The following is a 19,912-nucleotide window of genomic DNA, read 5'->3' as shown; positions in this document are numbered from 1 at the left end:
TCCGTACGGCGCTCCCTTGGGGCGGCACTCCTTCCGTACGGCGCTCCCTCTTCGTAGGGCACTCCCGCCGTACGGCTCTTCGCCGTGCGCGCAGGCGCGGCGAGGCGGGTGCGGCAGGCCGGAGCACCCGGGATCACCGGACGTCCTGCCTGCAGCTGTCGACATTTACTTGGACGTCCTAGTAAATTCGGAGCATGGACGCTGACGTCATCGAGGAGGGCCGCCGTCGCTGGCAGGCCCGGTACGACGCTTCGCGCAAGCGTGAGGCCGACTTCACCACGCTCTCGGGAGACCCGGTGGAGCCGGTGTACGGGCCGCGGGCCGGTGACACCTACGACGGCTTCGAGCGGATCGGCTGGCCGGGGGAGTACCCCTTCACCCGCGGCCTGTACCCGACGGGCTACCGCGGGCGCACGTGGACGATCCGGCAGTTCGCCGGGTTCGGCAACGCCGAGCAGACCAACGAGCGCTACAAGATGATCCTGGCCAACGGCGGGGGCGGCCTCTCCGTCGCCTTCGACATGCCGACCCTCATGGGCCGCGACTCCGACGACCGGCGCTCGCTGGGCGAGGTCGGCCACTGCGGCGTCGCCATCGACTCGGCCGCCGACATGGAGGTCCTGTTCAAGGACATCCCGCTGGGCGAGGTCACCACGTCCATGACGATCAGCGGGCCCGCCGTGCCCGTCTTCTGCATGTACCTGGTCGCCGCCGAACGCCAGGGCGTCGACCCCGGCGTCCTCAACGGCACGCTCCAGACGGACATCTTCAAGGAGTACATCGCCCAGAAGGAGTGGCTCTTCCCGCCCGAGCCGCACCTGCGTCTCATCGGCGACCTGATGGAGTACTGCGCGGCCGGCATCCCCGCCTACAAGCCGCTGTCCGTCTCCGGCTACCACATCCGCGAGGCCGGCGCGACGGCCGCCCAGGAGCTCGCCTACACGCTGGCGGACGGCTTCGGGTACGTGGAGCTCGGTCTCAGCCGCGGGCTGGACGTCGACGTGTTCGCGCCCGGGCTGTCCTTCTTCTTCGACGCGCACGTCGACTTCTTCGAGGAGATCGCCAAGTTCCGCGCGGCGCGCAGGATCTGGGCGCGCTGGATGCGGGACGTCTACGGGGCCAGGAGCGAGAAGGCCCAGTGGCTGCGCTTCCACACCCAGACCGCCGGCGTCTCGCTGACCGCCCAGCAGCCGTACAACAACGTGGTGCGCACGGCCGTCGAGGCGCTCGCGGCGGTGCTCGGCGGCACCAACTCGTTGCACACCAACGCCCTCGACGAGACCCTCGCGCTGCCGAGCGAGCAGGCGGCCGAGATCGCGCTGCGCACCCAGCAGGTACTCATGGAGGAGACCGGCGTCGCCAACGTGGCCGACCCGCTGGGCGGTTCGTGGTTCGTCGAGCAGTTGACGGACCGGATCGAGGCCGACGCCGAGAAGATCTTCGAGCAGATCAGGGAGCGCGGGCTGCGGGCGCATCCCGACGGGCGGCACCCGATCGGTCCGATCACCTCCGGCATCCTGCGGGGCATCGAGGACGGCTGGTTCACCGGGGAGATCGCGGAGTCGGCGTTCCGCTACCAGCAGGCCCTGGAGAAGGGGGACAAGCGGGTCGTCGGCGTCAACGCGCACACCGGGTCGGTGACCGGGGACCTGGAGATCCTGCGGGTCAGCCACGAGGTGGAGCGGGAGCAGGTGCGGGTCCTGGGGACGCGCAGGGCGGCCCGGGACGAGCAGGCCGTGCGGAGCGCCCTGGCGGCGATGCTGACGGCCGCCCGTGACGGGGCCAACATGATCGGCCCCATGCTGGACGCCGTGCGGGCCGAGGCCACCCTGGGCGAGATCTGCGACGTTCTGCGGGACGAATGGGGCGTGTACACGGAGCCGCCCGGCTTCTGAGCGCCCGCGGCACCGGGGCGCGGCACGGGGCGGCGCCGGACCGGCCGACGGTCCGGTCCCGCCCCGTCCTCACGTTCCCGGGCTCGCGACGTTCCCGGGCTTGCGCCCCGGCGCCGGCGTCCGGGCGCTCTCGCGGCTCCCGGCCTTCCCGCGGCTCCCCTGCCGCTTCCTGCGTCCGGGGGAGCCGCGGGAAGCGCGCTCCGGCCGTGCCCGGCGCGGGCGCACTCCGGTCACGTCCCGGGCTGCTCGGAGGCCGACGACAGGCCCAGCAGCAGGACCCGGGTGAAGCCGTGCACCCACTCCTCGTCCGCCGGCTCCGCGCTGACCAGGGTGCGGTGCACCACCGCCCCCGCCACCATGTCGAAGATGAGGTCGACGGTGCGCGCGGCCTCGGCCGGGTCGGACTCCGGGGGGAGTTCGCCGCGTGTGTGGGCCCGGGCGCGACCCTCCAGGACCAGGTCCTTCTGCGGCTCGACGATGGAGGCGCGGATGCGCTCGCGCAGGGCGAGGTCGCGGGTGGACTCCGCGATGACCGCCATCAGGCCGCTCTTGGCCGCCGGTTGCGCCAGGATCGCCGCGAACTGCAGGACCACGCCCTCGATGTCGGCGGCGAGACTGCCGCGGTCGGGGAGTTCGAGCGCGTCGAACAGTTCCGCGACCGCGTCGACGACGAGTTCGTTCTTGCCGGCCCAGCGGCGGTAGAGCGTCGTCTTGGCGACGCCCGCGCGCGTCGCCACGTCGCCCAGGGTCAGTTTCGACCAGCCCAGCTCGACCAGCGCCGCACGCGTCGCGGCCAGGATCGCGGCGTCCGCGGCGGCGCTGCGCGGGCGGCCCGTGCGGACGGCGGGCGTGCGGCTCTGCATTCTCCGACCATAACCGCAGGTTTTTCCGCTGCGTCCGTGAGGCAGATCACTGGAGGGCGCTTGGTGCGAGGGCGCTCGGTGCCATTACGCTACGACTCGTAGCGAAAGCTCGCGACGGACGTACGCGAGCCGGACACGGCGCGGGGTGGGGACCCGAGCGCATGTGCCCGGGATGTTCGGGAGTATTCGGATCGCTTTTCACGCAGGCGCGCGGACGGGGGAGGATAGACGCATGCAGCCACGGAACATGTCCATGAGCGGAGTCGTCGACCTCGCCGCGGTGAAGGCGGCCCAAGAGGCCAAGGCCAAGGCGGAGCAGACGCGCGCCGAAGCGGCACGGCAGGGCGGCGGCGCTGGAGCCGTCTCCCCGGCCGACCTCGTGATCGACGTCGACGAGGCGGGGTTCGAGCAGGAGGTCCTGCAGCGGTCCGCCGAGGTGCCCGTCGTCATCGACTTCTGGGCCGAGTGGTGCCAGCCCTGCAAACAGCTGAGCCCGGTCCTGGAGCGACTCGCCCTCGAGTACGACGGCCGCTTCCTGCTCGCCAAGATCGACGTCGACGCCAACCAGATGTTGATGCAGCAGTTCGGGGTACAGGGCATTCCGGCCGTGTTCGCCGTCGTCGCCGGGCAGGCGCTGCCGCTTTTCCAGGGCGCGGCCGGCGAGGCTCAGATCCGCCAGACCCTCGACCAGTTGGTGCAGGTCGCCGAGCAGCGGTTCGGGCTGACCGGCCTCACCGTCGACCCCGACGCCGGGCCGGGCGACGCCCAGACGACCCCGGCCGAGCCCGTCGGACCGTACGACGCGCTCCTCGAAGCCGCCGTGCACGCGCTGGACGCGGGCGACTTCGGCGGTGCCGTGCAGGCCTACAAGAACGTGCTCGCCGACGACCCCGGTAACCCTGAGGCCCAACTCGGGCTCGCTCAGGCCGAGTTGCTTCAGCGGGTCGGCGGCATGGATCCGCAGCAGGTGCGCAGGGACGCGGCCGAACGTCCCGAGGACGTGACGGCCCAGATCGCCGCGGCCGACCTGGACCTGGTGGGCGGTCATGTCGAAGACGCCTTCGGCAGGCTCATCGACACGGTGCGTCGCACGGCGGGCGACGACCGGGACGCCGCGCGGGTGCGGTTGCTCGAACTGTTCGACGTGGTCGGCCCCGATGACCCGCGAGTGGCGGCGGCGCGGCGGGCGCTGGCGCGCGCGCTGTTCTGACCCCGCCGGACCCCGGTTCTGACCAGTCGCTAAACGTCGGGGCCGGTGGTGCCGGAGTGAAAATTCCGTCGAAGTGGTTCCCCAGCGGCCGCGCTTTACCAAATCTTGGTAAACGCGGTCGCTGTTACTAGGAGTAAGACCATGCCGCCGGTCTGTCGGTTTCTGTCCATGGCTCAACAGTTTTGTCCTGGGCATGAAAGACACCCTGCGTTGCCGGTCGAGACCTGCGGGTCGTTGTTCGGTTATCCGGCCGTTACTAGCCAGTAACGAACCCCCTTGTGCGGGCGGCGAGAATGCACCACGATCGGCCACGCTCGGTCCAATCCCGTACCCCGACAGCCGGTTGGGCGAACGGGTTCTCCTGGGTCCCCACCGAGCAGGGCCGACGACAGTGACGTCGGCCCTCGGACAGGGGGGTCTTCGCCGAGGCGAAGCCTGTCCGGCAAGGTTGTGCGTGATGCGTGTCAGGCGCGACCAGTGGTTGTCGCTCGGGGGTGATCGCCGGTGATCGGTGCGCGGTTCGCGCCTCCGGAACAGGCGCTCCCCTTCCCGAGGACGTAGCACTTCTCCCATCCCTGGCCGGCTGACTCGCCCTCATCGGAGGCGAGCCGGAGCCAGGAGATGTACGTCCGAGAAGGAGGAAATATGGAGTCCCAGGTGCGTGGCGGGACCAGATGGAAGCGCTTCGCTGTGGTCATGGTGCCCAGCGTCGCCGCTACGGCGTGTATAGGTGTCGCCCTCGCGCAGGGTGCACTGGCAGCGTCGTTCAGTGTTTCGGGGCAGTCGTTCAAGGTCACCGCCGACAAGCTCGTCGGTACCGGCTTCGCGCAGTACGGAGCCATCGACTCGGGGTACAACCTCGACGGCAGCAAGACTGCTCACGCGGTCGCGGTCTCGTCCTTCAGCAAGGCCGAGATCACGAACATGTGCCAGTCCGTGGTCACGCCGAACATCCCGCTGCTCGGCTCTGTGAGCCTGACGCTGAAGGCGGGCGGCGGCGGCAAGCCGGTCGAGGCCGACAACCTCTACATCGACGTCGAGGACCTCAGCGCCGACGCGACGTTCGAGAACATCCGGATCGGCGTCGCCGGCAAGGACCTCAAGGGTCCCGGCATCAAGAGCGGTGACGCCGCCAACCCGTTCGGCTTCGGTCAGGACGCCGAGAAGGCCACCCTGACCGACGTGAAGCAGACGGCGTGGGCCACCACCGCCGGAACCTTCAAGCTCAGCGGCCTGAAGATGTCGCTGTCGTCGGGCGTCAAGGAGTGCTACTAAGCACTCTCTGACGGGCGGGGGAGCCGGTGGCGCCCCCGCCCGTCCAGTCTGAAGCCCGGGGCTTCACCAGTCGTACGACTCACCACCACAGCAAAGCCGCACCAGGGAGCTGTTTTCCATGAGCGCCGAGACCCCTGACGCCACCGGCCAGTTCACCCGCCGGAGGCAGCAGTTCCGCGCCTGGCGGGGCACCAGGCCGTTCTGGGCGGGCCTGTTCGTCCTTCTCGCCGGCTTCCCCATCGCCTACTTCCCCTACGCCCACCTCCAGGTGGGCCATCTGACTCTGGCGATGGCGACCACGGCGGGCGCGGGGTCGCTGATCATCGGCGTCCTGCTGGGCGTGCTGGGCATCAGTCTGTGGTTCCAGAAGCACGTACAGGTCTTCGCGGGCGTCGCGGCGATCCTGCTCGGCCTGGTGTCCATCCCGGTGTCCAACCTCGGCGGCTTCCTCATCGGCTTCTTCTTCGCGCTGATCGGCGGGGCGATGGCCGTGTCGTGGGCGCCCGGCACGCCGCCCGCGCCCGCTGCGGGCCCGGAGGCGTCCGCGGACGCCGGAGGCGCCCCCGAGGGAGCGTTCCCCGAGGGCCCCGCGAAGACGGGCGACCTCGGCGTGAACCCGTACAGCACGGGCCCGGACCGGACCGGCGGGCCGTCCTTCACGAAGGACGCCGACGCGCCGGACGAGCCGAACGACCTGCACGACCTGCACGATCTGTCAGGAACGAGCCCGGCGAACGGGGCGAACGGGAGGCACAGTGCCGGCTGACGAGGTTTCCACCGGGAGCGATGTGGACGCTGCCCGCGTGAGAAGCACCGGGCCGCGGCACGCGGCACCCAAGAAGCCGCTGTTCACCAGGTTCCACATGCCGGCCGGCAAGGCGATAGCCCTGGCGGCCATGCCGACGGCGGTGCTGATGGGGATGGGCTTCACGCCGACCCTCGCCAACGCCGAGGACCAGCCGGCGTCCAAGAGCCTCACGATCGACGAGTACAAGGACTGCGTGGCGGCCCTGGAGGGTGCCGACGCCTCCGCGTCGGCCTCGCCCTCGCCGTCCGCCTCCGCGAGCGAGTCCGCCGACGACTCCAAGGACGACGCGAAGGGCGAGTCCGAGGACGACGCCAAGGACGGCTCCTCGAGCGGCTCCAAGGACGACTCGGGCGACTCGAAGGGCACGGCGGGCGACTCCGGCAAGGGCGGCTCGGCTTCGTCGGATTCAGGTTCCGACGACGCGGCGAAGCCCTCCCCGGCGCCGTCCTCCGCTCCGGAGAAGTCCGCGACGTCCGCCGACACCACGACGACCCCGACGGACACCGAGACGGACAAGAACGTCCTGGAGACCATCGGCGACGCCATCACGGGCCTGTTCGACGGCAAGGACCCCGACACGACGACCGAGGCGAGCCCCTCGCCGTCGGCCTCCGCCCCGGCCGGTGACTCGGCGTCGGGCTCCGGCTCCTCGGACGCCTCGGGCTCGGGCTCGTCCGGCAAGGACTCGTCGTCCGGCAGGACCTCCTCGGGCAAGACCTCCTCGGGCACGTCCAAGGACACCGCCGACGACGTCACCGACAAGGCGAAGGACACCGCCGAGGACACCGCCGACAAGGCCGGGAAGACGGCGAAGGACGCCAAGGACACCGCCGCCGACGCCACGGCCTCGCCGGGCGCCTCCAAGGACGCCACGACGGACGCCGAGGACTGCCCCGCCGCCACCGACGACGAGGGCGGGATCGACAACGGCAAGGTCGCGCTGCCCGACGACCCCTGGTACCTGAACGCGAGTTCGCTGCTGCTCAAGGGCGCCGACTACCAGGGAGTCGTGAAGGTGAAGACGGCCAACGGCACGGTCAAGGAAGTGCTGAAGTACGTCATCTCCGGCGGCACCGACATCGGCGACCTGCACCAGACGGTGAAGGACAAGCAGTCCGGCAGGACGTACCACGTGCAGGCCGGCAAGGGCACGACGTCCACCATCCGCGACGGCGACACGATCATGTACACGGAGAGCATCTCCGGGAACCTGTTCGGCCTGATACCGGTGACGTTCAGCCCGAAGAGCCCGCCGCCGCTGAACATCCCGCTGATCTACTTCACCAACGCGAAGGTCCAGCAGGCCGGCCAGTTCGGCGGCACGCTGACCGTACCCGGGCTGCACCAGTTCACGACCGCCGGCTGAGCCGAGCGCCGCGCGAGCCCACGAGCCCGTCCGGGAGCCGCACAACGCCCGAGGGCGCCCCCTGTGTCACAGGAGGCGCCCTCGGCGCGTTCAGGGCCCTTCACGCCCCTGCTCAGTCGCGGGAGCCGCCGCCGAGGTGGTGGACGCGGAGCATGTTGGTGGTGCCGGGGACGCCGGGGGGCGAGCCCGCGGTGATGATGACGACGTCGCCCGGGTTGAAGCGGTTGATCTTGGCGATCTGCTGGTCGACCATGTCCACCATCTCGTCCGTGGTGTCCACGAACGGCACGATGTGCGACTCGACGCCCCAGCTGAGCGTCAGCTGGTTGCGGGTGTCCTCGTCGGTGGTGAAGGCGATGATCGGCTGGGTCGCGCGGTAGCGCGAGAGCCGGCGGGCGGTGTCGCCGGACTGGGTGAACGCCACCAGCCCCCGGCCGCCGAGGAAGTCGGAGATCTCGCACGCGGCACGCGCGATCGAACCGCCCTGCGTGCGCGGCTTCTTGCCCGGCACGAGCGGCTGCAGGCCCTTGCTGAGCAGCTCCTGCTCGGCCGCCGTGACGATCTTCGACATCGTCTTCACGGTCTCGATCGGATACGCGCCCACGCTCGACTCGGCCGACAGCATGACCGCGTCCGCGCCGTCCAGGATCGCGTTGGCCACGTCGGAGGCCTCGGCGCGGGTCGGACGGGAGTTGGTGATCATCGACTCCATCATCTGGGTCGCGACGATCACCGGCTTGGCGTTGCGGCGGCACAGCTCGACCAGGCGCTTCTGCACCATGGGGACCCGCTCCAGCGGGTACTCGACGGCGAGGTCGCCACGGGCGACCATCACACCGTCGAACGCCATCACGACGTCCTCCATGTTCTCCACCGCCTGCGGCTTCTCCACCTTGGCGATGACGGGGACCCGGCGGCCCTCCTCGTCCATGACCCGGTGGACGTCGGCGACGTCCTTGGCGTCCCGGACGAAGGACAGTGCGACCAGGTCCGCGCCCATGCGCAGCGCGAACCGCAGGTCCTCGATGTCCTTCTCGCTGAGCGCGGGCACGTTGACGGCCGTGCCGGGCAGGTTGATGCCCTTGTGGTCGGAGATGACCCCGCCCTCGATGACGATGGTCCGCACCCGCGGGCCCTCGACGTCGAGGACCTTGAGCTCGACGTTGCCGTCGTTGATGAGGACCTGGTCGCCGCGCGAGACGTCGCCGGGCAGGCCCTTGTAGGTCGTGCCGCAGATCGTCTTGTCGCCGGGCACGTCGTCGGTGGTGATGGTGAACTCGTCACCCCGCACCAGCTCGACGGGGCCCTCGGCGAAGGTCTCGAGGCGGATCTTGGGGCCCTGGAGGTCGGCGAGGACGCCGATGGCCCGGCCGGTCTCCTTGGCGGCGGCACGGACACGGTCGTACCGGCCCTGGTGCTCGGCGTGGGAGCCGTGGCTGAAGTTGAAACGGGCCACGTTCATGCCGGCCTCGATCAGCGACACGAGCATTTCGTGGGAGTCGACCGCGGGGCCGAGAGTACAGACGATTTTCGAACGGCGCATGAGGCGATCCTATCGGTTTGTTTCGCAACGGAATATTCCGTCTGGCGGAAGATACAAATGAGAAGGAGCGTGCTCAGTTGCTTTCCTGCTCAGTTTGTCTTTTTGACCAGTGCGTAGGTCTGGGTCGCGATCTCCAGTTCCTCGTCCGTCGGCACCACGGCGACCGCCACCCGCGCGCCGGCGGGCGAGATCAGCCGCGGCTCGTCACCGCGTACCGCGTTCAGCTCGGCGTCCACCGCCAGGCCCAGGGAGCCCAGGCCCGCGACGGCCGCCTCCCGCACCGGCGCCGCGTTCTCCCCGACCCCGGCGGTGAACGCCACCGCGTCCACGTGCCCGAGCACGGCGTAATAGGCGCCGATGTACTTCTTCAGCCGGTGAATGTAGATGTCGAACGCGAGCTTCGCCCGCTCGTCGCCCTCGTCCACGCGCCGGCGGATCTCCCGCATGTCGTTGTCCCCGCACAGCCCGACGAGTCCGCTCTTCTTGTTGAGAAGAGCATCGATTTCGTCGATGGACATTCCACCGACACGAGCCAAATGGAAGATGACGGCAGGGTCGACGTCTCCCGAGCGCGTACCCATGACGAGACCTTCCAAGGGCGTCAGTCCCATCGACGTGTCCACACAGCGGCCCCTCTCGACGGCCGACGCCGAGGCCCCGTTGCCGAGGTGCAGCACGATGACGTTCACCTCCTCGGGAGACCTGCCCAGCAGCTTCGCCGTCGCCCGGGAGACGTACGCGTGCGACGTCCCGTGGAAGCCGTAGCGCCGTACCCGGTGCGCGTCCGCGGTCTCGACGTCGATCGCGTAGCGGGCCGCCGACTCCGGCATCGTCGTGTGGAAGGCGGTGTCGAACACGGCGACCTGCGGCAGGTCGGGCCGCAGCGCCGTCGCCGTGCGGATGCCGGTCAGGTTCGCCGGGTTGTGCAGCGGTGCGACCGGGATCAGCCGCTCGATCTCGGCGAGCACGGCGTCGTCGACCACCGTCGGCCGGGTGAAGTGCCTGCCGCCGTGCACGACCCGGTGCCCGATGGCGGCGAGCTCGGGGGAGTCCAGCCCGAGACCGTCCCCGGCCAGCTCCTGCGCGACGGCCTTCAGCGCCGCGTCGTGGTCGGCGAACGGCCCGTTCTGCTCACGGGACCCGCCGCCGGCGGCGAGCGGGGTGTGCTTCAGCCGCGAGGTCCGCTCGCCGATGCGCTCGACGAGCCCGCTCGCCAGCCGGCTGCTGTCCCGCATGTCGAGCAGCTGGTACTTCACCGACGAGGAGCCGGAGTTGAGGACGAGGACACGGGTCGCGCTCACAGGTCGGTCGCCTTCTCACTGGAGGTCGGGCCGGCCGTCCGGCCGTTCCGGGACGGGATCTGGGCCTGGATGGCCGTGATGGCCACGGTGTTGACGATGTCCTGGACGAGAGCGCCCCGGGACAGGTCGTTGACCGGCTTGCGCAGCCCCTGCAGCACCGGTCCCACCGCGATAGCACCGGCCGAACGCTGCACGGCCTTGTAGGTGTTGTTGCCGGTGTTCAGGTCCGGGAAGATCAACACGCTGGCCTGGCCCGCGACTTCGGACCCCGGCAGCTTGGTGGCGGCGACGGTCGGCTCGACGGCGGCGTCGTACTGGATCGGCCCCTCGATCTTCAGGTCGGGACGCCGCCCGCGCACCAGCTCCGTCGCCTCCCGCACCTTGTCGACGTCCGCGCCCGAGCCGGAGGTGCCGGTGGAGTACGACAGCATCGCGATCCGCGGCTCCACGCCGAACTGCGCGGCGGTGGCGGCCGCCTGGACGGCGATGTCGGCGAGTTGCTCGGCGTCCGGGTCGGGGTTCACCGCGCAGTCGCCGTAGACCAGGACCTTGTCGGCGAGGCACATGAAGAACACCGACGACACGATGTCGGCGTCCGGCTTGGTCTTGATGATCTCGAACGCCGGCCGGATGGTGGCCGCCGTCGAGTGCACGGACCCGGAGACCATGCCGTCGGCGAGGCCTTCCTGCACCATGAGCGTGCCGAAGTAGTTCACGTCGGAGACGACGTCGTAGGCCAGCTCGACGGTGACGCCCCGGTGGGCGCGCAGCGCGGCGTACTTCTCGGCGAAGGCATCGCGCAGCTCGCTGGTCGCGGGGTCGATGAGCCGGCAGTCGCCGAGGTCGATGCCGAGGTCGGCGGCCTTCTTGCGGATCTGGTCCACCGGCCCGAGCAGGGTGAGGTCGCACACGCCGCGGCGCAGCAGCACCTCGGCCGCGTGCAGGACCCGCTCCTCGGTCCCCTCCGGCAGCACGACCCGGCGCTTGTCGGAGCGGGCCTGTTCCAGGAGCTTGTGCTCGAACATCATCGGCGTGACGCGGTCGGTGCTGGGGGCGGAGACGCGCCGGAGCAGCTCCCCCGTGTCCACGTGCCGCTCGAACAGCCCCAGCGCGGTCTCCGCCTTGCGCGGTGTGGCCGCGTTCAGCTTGCCCTCCAGGGAGAACAGCTGCTCGGCGGTGAGGAAGCTGTTGCCCGGCACCGAGACGACGGGAGTGCCGGGGGCGAGGCGGGCGGCGAGCGTCAGGACCTGCCCCGTCGGGACCTCGCCCAGGGTGAGCAGCAGACCGGCGATCGGCGGGGTGCCGGCGCTGTGCGCGGCCAGCGAGCCGATCACCAGGTCCGCCCGGTCTCCCGGGGTGACGACGAGACAGCCCGGCGTCAGCGCCTCGAGGAAGTTCGGCAGCATCGCCCCGCCGAAGACGAAGTCGAGGGCGTCGCGGGCCAGCCCGGAGTCGTCGCCGAGGAGCACCGTCGCGCCGAGGGCGTGACTGATCTGCGAGACGGTCGGCGCGGAGAGCGCGGGCTCGTCGGGCAGCACGTAACACGGCACGGGCACCCGGGTGGCGAGCCGGGAGGCGATCTCCTCCCGGTCCTCCCGGTCGACCCGGTTGGTCACCATGGCGAGGACGTCGCAGCCGAGACCCTGGTACGCCCGGTAGGCGTTGCGGGTCTCGGCGAGCACCGACTCCACCGTCTGCCTGCGGCCGCCGACGACCGGGATCACGGAAGCGCCGAACTCGTTGGCGAGGCGCGCGTTGAGGGCGAGTTCGTCCGGGAACTGGGTGTCGGCGTAGTCGGTGCCCAGGACGAGGACGACGTCGTAGGCGCGGGTGACGCGGTGGAAGCGGTCCACGAGCGTGGAGACCAGTTCGTCCGCGCCCTGCTCCGCCTGGAGGGCGGACGCCTCGTGGTAGTCCATGCCGTAGACCGTGGCCGGATCCTGCGCCAGCCGGTAGCGCGCACGCAGCAGTTCGAAGAGCCGGTCGGGCCCGTCGTGGACGAGGGGACGGAACACGCCCACCCGGTCGACCTGCCGGGTCAGGAGCTCCATGACCCCCAGTTCGACGACCTGGCGGCCGTCGCCGCGGTCGATGCCGGTCACGTACACGCTGCGGGTCACGCCAGCTCTCCGTTTCGTTCCGGGGCACTCGGTCCTGGGTACTTGCTCCGGAGTACTCGCTCCGGGGCGTCCGCCGCGGGGCACTGTTCCGGGACACAAAAATCGCCCACCTAGGTGAGCAGATCCCTCTTGACAATACCCCTGGCCGTGGTTAAGACGCCCGTCAAGAGACAGCGCGCTCGGCGGCGTGAAACAATCGGATCCGGCTCACCGGCAACGACAGCGAGCAGGAGACACAGCACGATGCGCATCGGAGTTCTCACGGCAGGCGGCGACTGCCCCGGCCTGAACGCAGTGATCCGGTCGGTCGTGCACCGCGCCGTCGACCATTACGGCGACGAGGTCATCGGCTTCGAGGACGGCTACGCCGGGCTCCTCGACGGCCGCTACCGGGGACTCGACCTCAACGCGGTGAGCGGCATCCTGGCCCGCGGCGGCACCATCCTCGGCTCCTCCCGACTGGAGCGCGACCGGCTGCGCGAGGCCTGCGAGAGCGCCTCCGACATGATCCACGACTTCGGCATCGACGCGCTCATCCCGATCGGCGGCGAGGGCACGCTGACGGCGGCGCGGATGCTGTCCGACGCCGGACTGCCGGTGGTGGGCGTACCCAAGACGATCGACAACGACATCTCCTCCACCGACCGCACCTTCGGCTTCGACACGGCGGTCGGTGTCGCCACCGAGGCGATGGACCGCCTGAAGACGACCGCGGAGTCGCACCAGCGGGTCATGGTCGTCGAGGTCATGGGCCGCCACGCGGGATGGATCGCGCTGGAGTCCGGGATGGCGGCGGGCGCGCACGGCATCTGCCTGCCCGAACGGCCCTTCGACCCCGCCGACCTGGTGAAGATGGTCGAGGAGCGGTTCGCACGCGGGAAGAAGTTCGCGGTGATCTGCGTCGCCGAGGGCGCGCACCCGGCCGACGGCACCATGGACTACAGCAAGGGCGCGATCGACCAGTTCGGCCACGAGCGCTTCCAGGGCATCGGCACGGCGCTGGCCTACGAGCTCGAGCGGCGGCTCGGCAAGGAGGCCCGCCCGGTGATCCTCGGTCACGTCCAGCGCGGCGGCGTCCCGACGGCGTACGACCGTGTCCTCGCGACCCGCTTCGGGTGGCACGCGGTGGAGGCGGCGCACCGCGGCCAGTTCGGGCAGATGACGGCGCTGCGCGGAACGGACGTGGTGATGGTGCCGCTGGCCGAGGCGGTCACCGAGCTGAAGACGGTCCCGCAGGACCGGATCATCGAGGCCGAGTCGGTCTTCTAGACCGGGCGCCGCCTTCGTTCCCCACTGCGCCTCCGTTCCCCGGGCCGCCTCGTACCCCGCGCGGCCCGGGGAGTCTTCCCGGCGTCTTCTCCTCCTCGGGCGGTCCGGTTCGCCACGCCCGTCCAGAATCGGTCGACCCGGTCGAGGAAGTCCCGGCCGGCGTCGCCCGCCACGCCGCCACGCCGGCCGCGCCGCCTTCGCCCCAGCTCGGGGTGGTGACCATCTCGCGGGACTCGCGAGATCAGCGGCCCTTCGCCGCCCCCCTGACCCACCGGTACACCAACTCGGGGCGTCCCACCTGCCCGTACAGCGGCTTGCGCTCGGCCCGGCCCGACTCCACCAGATGCTCCAGATAACGCCGGGCGGTGATCCGGGAGATGCCCACCGCCTCGGCCACGCCGGCCGCCGTCAGACCCTCCCGCGTCTCCCGTACCGTCGTCGTGACGCGTTCCAGGGTCGGGGCGCTCAGGCCCTTGGGCAGGGCGGCCGGTCCGGGGGCGCGCAGGGCGGCCAGCGCCCGGTCGACCTCGTCCTGACCGCTGGCCTCGCCCGCCGCGCCGCGGAACTCGGCGTACCGGACCAGCCGGTCCCGCAGAGTTGCGAACGTGAACGGCTTCAGCACGTACTGGACGACGCCCAGCGAGACGCCCTCCCGGACCACGGTGAGGTCCCGCGCCGACGTCACCGCGATCACGTCCGCGTGGTAGCCCGCCGCCCGCAGCGAACGGGCCAGTTGCAGCCCGTGCGCGTCGGGGAGGTGCAGGTCCAGCAGGAGCAGGTCCACCGGCGTGCGGTCCAGCAGCCGCCGGGCCTCCGCCCCGGTGTGCGCCTTGCCCACGGCGACGAACCCCGGCACCCGTCCGACGTACATGACGTGGGCGTCCGCGGCGACCGGGTCGTCCTCCACGACCAGCACTCTGATCGGTTCCTCGTTCATCCTCTGCCTCCCGAACCCGACACGGATCCGGAGGTACCGGATGCGGCCTTCGTGCGCAACGGCAGGCGCACCGCGAACTCGGCCCCGCCGCCCGCCGCCTCCGTCACCGACAGCGTTCCCTCGTGCCGCTGCACCGCCTGCCGGACCAGCGCGAGACCGAGGCCCCGCCCGCCCGGCCCGGCCGGTTTCGTGGAGAAGCCGCGTTCGAAGACCTGGGAGGCGTGCGCCGGATCCACACCCGTCCCCGTGTCCGCGACCCGGAGCAGCAGTTCGGGGCCCTCCGTGGACGCCGTCACCGTCACCTTCGCCCGGACGCTGCCCTGGGCGGCGTCCACCGCGTTGTCGATGAGGTTGCCGAGGATCGTCACCAGGTCGCGGGCGGGCAGGGTCTCGGGCAGCAGACCGTCGTCCAGCGTGCTCTCCTGCGAGACCACCAGCTCCACGCCCCGCTCGTTCGCCTGCGCCGTCTTGCCCAGCAGCAGGGCCGCCAGGACCGGCTCGCTGACGGCCGCGACCACCTGGTCCGTCAGCGCCTGTGCCAGCTCCAGTTCCGCCGTCGCGAAGTCCACGGCCTCCTCGGCGCGCCCCAGCTCGATCAGCGAGACGACCGTGTGGAGCCGGTTGGCCGCCTCGTGGGCCTGCGAGCGCAGGGCCTGGGTGAAGCCGCGCTCGGAGTCCAACTCGCCCATCAGGGACTGGAGTTCCGTGACATCGCGCAGGGTCGCCACCGTCCCGCGCCGTTCGCCGCCGGACACCGGGGAGGTGTTCACCACCAGCACCCGGTCCGCCGTCAGATGCACCTCGTCCACCCGGGGCTCCGAGGCGAGCAGCGCGCCCGTCAGCGGGGCCGGCAGGCCGAGCTCCGCCACCGACGCGCCGACCACGTCCCCCGAGACGCCCAGCAGCTCACGGCCCCCGTCGTTGATCAGGGCCACCTTGTACTGTCCGTCCAGCATCAGCAGCCCCTCGCGGACCGCGTGCAGCGCGGCCTGGTGGTAGTCGTGCATCCGGCTCAGCTCGGTCGCGTTCATGCCGTGGGTGTGGCGGCGCAGGGACGCGTTGATGACGTACGTGCCGATCGCGCCGAGCGTGAGCGCGCCGACCGCCCACGCGAACAGGGCCGTCACCTGGTCCTGCACCCGCGCGCTGATCGCCTCGACCCGGATGCCGGCGCTGACCAGGCCGATGATCCGCTTGTCGTCGTCCCTGATGGGGGTGACCGCGCGGACGGACGCGCCGAGGGTGCCGGTGTAGGTCTCGGTGAACGTGCGGCCCGCCAGCGCCTTCGCCGTGTTGCCGCGGAAGCGCTGGCCGATCTGGTCCACGTCCGGGTGGGTCCAGCGGATCCCCTCGGTGTTCATGATCGTCACGAAGTCGACGTCGGTGTCGAGCATGACGCGGTGGGCATAGGGCTGGAGCTCGGCCGTGGGGTTCGCGGTGTGGATCGCCGCCCGGACCGAGGGGGAGTCGGCCACCGAGCGGGCCACCGCCGTGGCCTGGCGGCCCGCGGCCTCCTCGGCCTGCCGGCCGTCGTTGACGTACGTGAACAGCGCGTATCCCGCGACGACGGCCGCTATCAGCACCGCCTGCATGGCGAACAGCTGGCCGGCCAGGCTGCGGGGGCGGGGGAGGGCGGGGAGGCGCATGTCGTCAGTGTGCCCCCGAGGTCAATCGTGAACTAAATGAACGGAAGGGTGACCGCCCTCACAGCGGCACGGGATAGTCACGGCATCCCCCACAACTCCCCGGACGTGAGCCGCACGCCGGTGATGCCGACGAAGACGTCAAGGAGGGCAGCCGTGGCCGCCAGCAGCACCCCCGATACGGCACCTGCCGCACCCGCCGTGAAGCGGGACCGCACCCACTACCTGTACATCGCGGTGATCGTCGCGGTCGCCATCGGCATCGCCGTGGGTCTCGCCGCCCCCGACTTCGCCGTCGAGCTGAAGCCCATCGGCACCGGATTCGTGAACCTGATCAAGATGATGATCTCGCCGATCATCTTCTGCACGATCGTTCTCGGCATCGGATCCGTACGGCAGGCCGCCAAGGTCGGCAAGGTCGGCGGTATCGCGCTCGGCTACTTCGTGGTCATGTCACTCGTGGCGCTCACCATCGGCCTGGTCGTCGGCAACATCCTGGAGCCCGGCAGCGGCCTCCACATCACCGACGCGGTGAAGGAGACCGGCCAGGCGCAGGTCTCGGCCGAGGCCAAGGACACCACCGAGTTCCTGCTCGGCATCATCCCCACCACGATCCTCTCCGCGTTCACCCAGCCGGACGTCCTGCAGACCCTGCTGATCGCGCTGCTCTGCGGTTTCGCCATCCAGGGCATGGGCAAGGCCGGCCGGCCGATCCTGCGCGGTGTCGAGCACATCCAGCGGCTCGTCTTCCGCATCCTCGCGATGGTCATGTGGGTCGCCCCGATCGGCGCGTTCGGCGCGATGGCCGCGGTCGTCGGCTCGGCGGGCGTGGACGCGCTCAAGAGCCTCGCCGTCCTGATGCTCGGCTTCTACACCACGTGTTTCCTGTTCGTCTTCATCGTGCTCGGCGCGCTCCTGAGGATCTTCACGGGCCTGAACATCCTGACGTTCTTCAAGTACCTCGCCCGTGAGTTCCTGCTGATCCTGTCCACCTCCTCCTCCGAGTCCGCGCTGCCGCGCCTCATCGCGAAGATGGAGCACCTGGGCGTCAGCAAGCCCGTCGTCGGCATCACCGTCCCGACCGGCTACTCCTTCAACCTCGACGGCACCATGATCTACATGACCATGGCGTCCCTGTTCATCGCCGACGCCATGGGCACGCCGATGTCGATCGGTGAGCAGATCCCGCTGCTGCTCTTCCTGTTCGTCGCCTCCAAGGGCGCGGCCGGCGTCACCGGCGCGGGTATGGCGACCCTGGCCGGCGGTCTGCAGTCGCACAAGCCCGCCCTGGTGGACGGCATGGGCCTCATCGTCGGCATCGACCGCTTCATGAGCGAGGCCCGCGCCCTCACCAACTTCGCCGGCAACGCCGTCGCCACGGTCCTCATCGGCACCTGGACCAAGGAGATCGACAAGGAGCGCGTCCGGCTGGTGCTGGCGGGCGGCCTGCCGTTCGACGAGAAGACCCTGCTGGACCACGACGACCAGAACGACCACGACGACCACGACGACGTCGTCGCGGCGGACCTGCCCGAGCAGCGCGAAGAGGGCGAGAAGGAACTCGCCAAGGCCTGACGGCCCCCGGACTCCGGGTGTCCGGCCCCGCCTGAACCGGGGCCGGACATCCGGCCATCTCCTCCCCGCCGCTACCGGGACCCACCGACTCCGGGCGGCCGAGCCCTCCCCCGTGGCCCGGCCGCCCGGTTCTTCGCGTCCTCCCTCCCCGCTCGGCCCGGCGCTCCGCGCCCCAGCGCCGGGCGGTCGCCCGAGCCCGGCGGGACTTGTGGAACCCGCCTCAGACCTGAACCGCCCCGCGCTCCCGCCGCCCCCGGCGTACCGCCTCGTCCAGGCGGCTCAGGGCGTCCGGCTCCAGCAGCAGGCCGGCCGCGGCGGCCGAGGCCCGGATCGTCTCCGGGCGGGTCGCGCCCGGGATCGGGACGACGGCGGGGGAGCGGGCCAGGAGCCAGGCGAGGCAGACCTGCTGAGGGCTCGCCCCGTTCTCGCGGCCGATCTCGTGGAACGCGCCGAAGCGCTGCTCGCCGCCCGCCGGGGACGGTCCGTCCAGGGAACTGCGGGAGATGCCGCCCAGCGGACTCCACGGGAGGAACACCAGCCCCAGTTCGGCCGCCAGCAGCAGTTCGGGCTCGCTGTCGCCGACGGCCGGGGAGAAGCGGTTCTGGACCGACACGAGCCGGTCGCCGAGGATCGCGTGGGCCCGCCCGATCTGGTCCACGTCCGCGTTGGAGACACCGGCCAGCCGGATCTTCCCCTCGTCGAGCAGGTCCCGCAGCGCGCCCACGGACTCCTCGAAGGGGACCGACGGGTCGGGCTTGTGCAGCTGATAGAGGCCGATCGCCTCGACGCCGAGCCGCCGCAGGGAGGCCTCCGCGGCGGCCTTCAGATGCCGGGGGTCGCCGTTCACCGTCCAGTCCGCCGCGCCGCCCGGTCTGCCCCGGCCGCCCTTCGTCGCCACGAGGACGTCGTCCGTGTCACCGCCGTAGGACGCGAGTGCGCGGGCCAGCAGGCGTTCGTTGTGGCCGGGCTCCCCGCCTGGCAGGTGATAGGAGTCGGCCGTGTCCAGCAGGGTGACGCCGGCGTCCAGCGCGGCGTGCACCGTGGCCAGGGCGCGGGCCTCGTCGGGGCGTCCCTCGACGGACAGCGGCATCGCGCCGAGCCCGATCGCGCTCACCCGCAGTCCGCCGAGCAGACGGTGACGCACGTCAGTTCACCGTCCCGAGGGTCTCGGCGACCGCGCGCGGCAGCCACTGCCGGGCGTCGCCGAACGCGAATCCGAGCCCGACGGCGCGGGAGTTGTCCATGGCGTAGCCGCGGCGGAAGGCGAACGGCGACACCGCGCCGGCCTCGGCCGACCGGAACACGGTCCTGCCCTGCGGGACCCGCGCGCCCACCGCCTCGCACAGGTCCCGCGTGGTCAGCGTGCCGTGCGAGGCGGCGTTGACCGGGCCGGTGAAGTCCTCGCCCACCGCCCAGAACAGGAAGTCGGCGATCTCCTCGACATGGATGTAGGTCGCCGGCCGGTTCACCGCCGGCACGGTGATCGGGTCGCCGCTGCGCAGCCGGGCGGCGTAGTGCTGGAGCCGTCCCGTGAAGTCGTCGTCCCCGCCGAGGACGTGCGCGACGCGGACGGCCGTCCAGGGGAGGCCGGCGGCGGCCGCGAAGACCGCCTCCGCCTGCCGCTTGCCCTCGCCGTAGTGGCCCTCGACGAACTCGGCCTCCTCCCAGGGCAGTCCGGTGTCCACCGACACCTTCAACGGGTCGACGGCCTCCTCCGGCACGAGCGCTGCGGAGTCCTCGTGCTCGTACACCTCCACCGTCGACGTCATCACGTAGCGGCGGGTGCGGCCGGTGAACACCCGGCGGGCGACGCCCGCCTGGCGCGGGGTGTAGCAGACCTGGTCCACGACGACGTCGAAGGACCGGGCCCCGAGGGCCGCGTTCAGCGCGGCCTCGTCGTCGCGGTCGACGATCAGGTGGACCGCGCCCGGGGGCGGCGGCGACGATCCGCGGTTCAGCACCGTGACCCGGTCCCCGGCGGCCAGCAGCCGGGCGATCAGCCGCTTGCCGAAATAGCGGTTCCCGCCGATCACCAGCACTTCTCGTGTCTTTACCGCGTGCGCCTTTTCCATGACCATGATTCTTCCTGCGTATCCGCACGTGATGA

At 71.0% G+C, this 19,912-nt stretch carries 15 protein-coding genes; 7 read left to right on the top strand and 8 right to left on the bottom strand.

Annotation, left to right across the window (positions count from 1 at the left end):
* Positions 1-194 precede the first annotated feature (194 nt).
* Positions 195-1,895: a methylmalonyl-CoA mutase gene (locus tag C6376_RS02240; protein WP_107441856.1), complete on the top strand. Its 1,701-nt coding sequence runs from the start codon at positions 195-197 to the stop codon at positions 1,893-1,895.
* Between the two features lie 230 nt (positions 1,896-2,125).
* Here C6376_RS02240 and C6376_RS02235 read toward each other — a convergent pair whose 3' ends face one another.
* Positions 2,126-2,758, bottom strand: coding sequence for a TetR/AcrR family transcriptional regulator (locus C6376_RS02235; RefSeq protein WP_107441855.1), 633 nt, complete (start codon positions 2,756-2,758; stop codon positions 2,126-2,128).
* A gap of 232 nt (positions 2,759-2,990) precedes the next feature.
* On the opposite strand from C6376_RS02235, the gene C6376_RS02230 reads away from it, so the two are divergent.
* The 4 genes from C6376_RS02230 to C6376_RS02215 all read left to right on the top strand — a co-directional run bounded on the left by C6376_RS02230 (position 2,991) and on the right by C6376_RS02215 (position 7,417).
* Positions 2,991-3,968, top strand: coding sequence for a tetratricopeptide repeat protein (locus C6376_RS02230; RefSeq protein WP_107441854.1), 978 nt, complete (start codon positions 2,991-2,993; stop codon positions 3,966-3,968).
* Positions 3,969-4,613: 645 nt separating this feature from the next.
* Positions 4,614-5,243 (top strand): DUF6230 family protein, encoded by a 630-nt coding sequence (locus C6376_RS02225; RefSeq protein WP_107441853.1) that lies wholly within the window; start codon positions 4,614-4,616, stop codon positions 5,241-5,243.
* Between the two features lie 118 nt (positions 5,244-5,361).
* A complete protein-coding gene (locus tag C6376_RS02220; protein WP_107441852.1) occupies positions 5,362-6,009 on the top strand; it encodes a DUF6114 domain-containing protein in 648 nt (215 codons plus the stop codon).
* Positions 5,999-7,417, top strand: coding sequence for a hypothetical protein (locus tag C6376_RS02215; protein ID WP_107441851.1), 1,419 nt, complete (start codon positions 5,999-6,001; stop codon positions 7,415-7,417). The genes C6376_RS02220 and C6376_RS02215 overlap by 11 nt, the downstream gene beginning before the upstream one ends.
* Positions 7,418-7,529: 112 nt before the next feature.
* On the opposite strand, the gene pyk is transcribed toward C6376_RS02215, so the two are convergent.
* From pyk to pta, 3 genes are all read right to left on the bottom strand, one after another.
* Positions 7,530-8,960 carry a pyruvate kinase gene (gene pyk / locus C6376_RS02210; RefSeq protein WP_107441850.1) on the bottom strand — a complete coding sequence of 477 codons (1,431 nt, stop codon included), beginning with the start codon at positions 8,958-8,960 and terminating at the stop codon, positions 7,530-7,532.
* An 89-nt stretch (positions 8,961-9,049) separates the two neighbouring features.
* Positions 9,050-10,261: an acetate kinase gene (locus C6376_RS02205; RefSeq protein WP_107441849.1), complete on the bottom strand. Its 1,212-nt coding sequence runs from the start codon at positions 10,259-10,261 to the stop codon at positions 9,050-9,052.
* The gene (pta, locus tag C6376_RS02200; RefSeq protein WP_107441848.1) at positions 10,258-12,381 is read right to left on the bottom strand and encodes a phosphate acetyltransferase; all 2,124 of its coding nucleotides are present in this window, start codon (positions 12,379-12,381) and stop codon (positions 10,258-10,260) included. The genes C6376_RS02205 and pta overlap by 4 nt, the downstream gene beginning before the upstream one ends.
* Before the next feature lie 243 nt (positions 12,382-12,624).
* On the opposite strand from pta, the gene C6376_RS02195 reads away from it, so the two are divergent.
* A complete protein-coding gene (locus tag C6376_RS02195) occupies positions 12,625-13,650 on the top strand; it encodes an ATP-dependent 6-phosphofructokinase (protein WP_107441847.1) in 1,026 nt (341 codons plus the stop codon).
* Between the two features lie 241 nt (positions 13,651-13,891).
* Here the strand turns inward: C6376_RS02195 and C6376_RS02190 are convergent, their stop codons facing one another.
* Positions 13,892-14,587 carry a response regulator gene (locus tag C6376_RS02190; RefSeq protein WP_107441846.1) on the bottom strand — a complete coding sequence of 232 codons (696 nt, stop codon included), beginning with the start codon at positions 14,585-14,587 and terminating at the stop codon, positions 13,892-13,894.
* Complete coding sequence (locus C6376_RS02185) at positions 14,584-16,233, bottom strand: sensor histidine kinase (RefSeq protein ID WP_107441845.1); 1,650 nt, start codon at positions 16,231-16,233, stop codon at positions 14,584-14,586. The genes C6376_RS02190 and C6376_RS02185 overlap by 4 nt, the downstream gene beginning before the upstream one ends.
* Positions 16,234-16,356: 123 nt before the next feature.
* Between C6376_RS02185 and C6376_RS02180 the strand changes: the two genes are divergently transcribed.
* On the top strand, positions 16,357-17,805 hold the full coding sequence (locus C6376_RS02180) for a cation:dicarboxylase symporter family transporter (RefSeq protein ID WP_107448727.1): 1,449 nt from the start codon (positions 16,357-16,359) through the stop codon (positions 17,803-17,805).
* A 220-nt stretch (positions 17,806-18,025) separates the two neighbouring features.
* Here the strand turns inward: C6376_RS02180 and C6376_RS02175 are convergent, their stop codons facing one another.
* Positions 18,026-18,949: an aldo/keto reductase gene (locus C6376_RS02175; protein WP_107441844.1), complete on the bottom strand. Its 924-nt coding sequence runs from the start codon at positions 18,947-18,949 to the stop codon at positions 18,026-18,028.
* Position 18,950: 1 nt separating this feature from the next.
* Complete coding sequence (locus tag C6376_RS02170; RefSeq protein WP_254075812.1) at positions 18,951-19,877, bottom strand: NAD-dependent epimerase/dehydratase family protein; 927 nt, start codon at positions 19,875-19,877, stop codon at positions 18,951-18,953.
* Between the last annotated feature and the right edge of the window lie 35 nt (positions 19,878-19,912).

This window comes from Streptomyces sp. P3 (genome assembly GCF_003032475.1).
GTDB lineage: Bacteria > Actinomycetota > Actinomycetes > Streptomycetales > Streptomycetaceae > Streptomyces.
Note: the sequence above shows the minus strand (reverse complement) of the source record. Positions and strands in the feature narration are given on the sequence as shown.

Bases quoted from the DNA above. Each gene is read 5' to 3' on its own strand.
- C6376_RS02240 (WP_107441856.1), top strand. From the start codon at position 195: ATGGACGCTGACGTCATCGAGGAGGGCCGCCGTCGCTGGCAGGCCCGG.
- C6376_RS02235 (WP_107441855.1), bottom strand. From the start codon at position 2,758: ATGCAGAGCCGCACGCCCGCCGTCCGCACGGGCCGCCCGCGCAGCGCC.
- C6376_RS02230 (WP_107441854.1), top strand. From the start codon at position 2,991: ATGCAGCCACGGAACATGTCCATGAGCGGAGTCGTCGACCTCGCCGCG.
- C6376_RS02225 (WP_107441853.1), top strand. From the start codon at position 4,614: ATGGAGTCCCAGGTGCGTGGCGGGACCAGATGGAAGCGCTTCGCTGTG.
- C6376_RS02220 (WP_107441852.1), top strand. From the start codon at position 5,362: ATGAGCGCCGAGACCCCTGACGCCACCGGCCAGTTCACCCGCCGGAGG.
- pyk (WP_107441850.1), bottom strand. From the start codon at position 8,960: ATGCGCCGTTCGAAAATCGTCTGTACTCTCGGCCCCGCGGTCGACTCC.
- C6376_RS02195 (WP_107441847.1), top strand. From the start codon at position 12,625: ATGCGCATCGGAGTTCTCACGGCAGGCGGCGACTGCCCCGGCCTGAAC.
- C6376_RS02190 (WP_107441846.1), bottom strand. From the start codon at position 14,587: ATGAACGAGGAACCGATCAGAGTGCTGGTCGTGGAGGACGACCCGGTC.
- C6376_RS02185 (WP_107441845.1), bottom strand. From the start codon at position 16,233: ATGCGCCTCCCCGCCCTCCCCCGCCCCCGCAGCCTGGCCGGCCAGCTG.
- C6376_RS02180 (WP_107448727.1), top strand. From the start codon at position 16,357: ATGCCGACGAAGACGTCAAGGAGGGCAGCCGTGGCCGCCAGCAGCACC.
- C6376_RS02170 (WP_254075812.1), bottom strand. From the start codon at position 19,877: ATGGAAAAGGCGCACGCGGTAAAGACACGAGAAGTGCTGGTGATCGGC.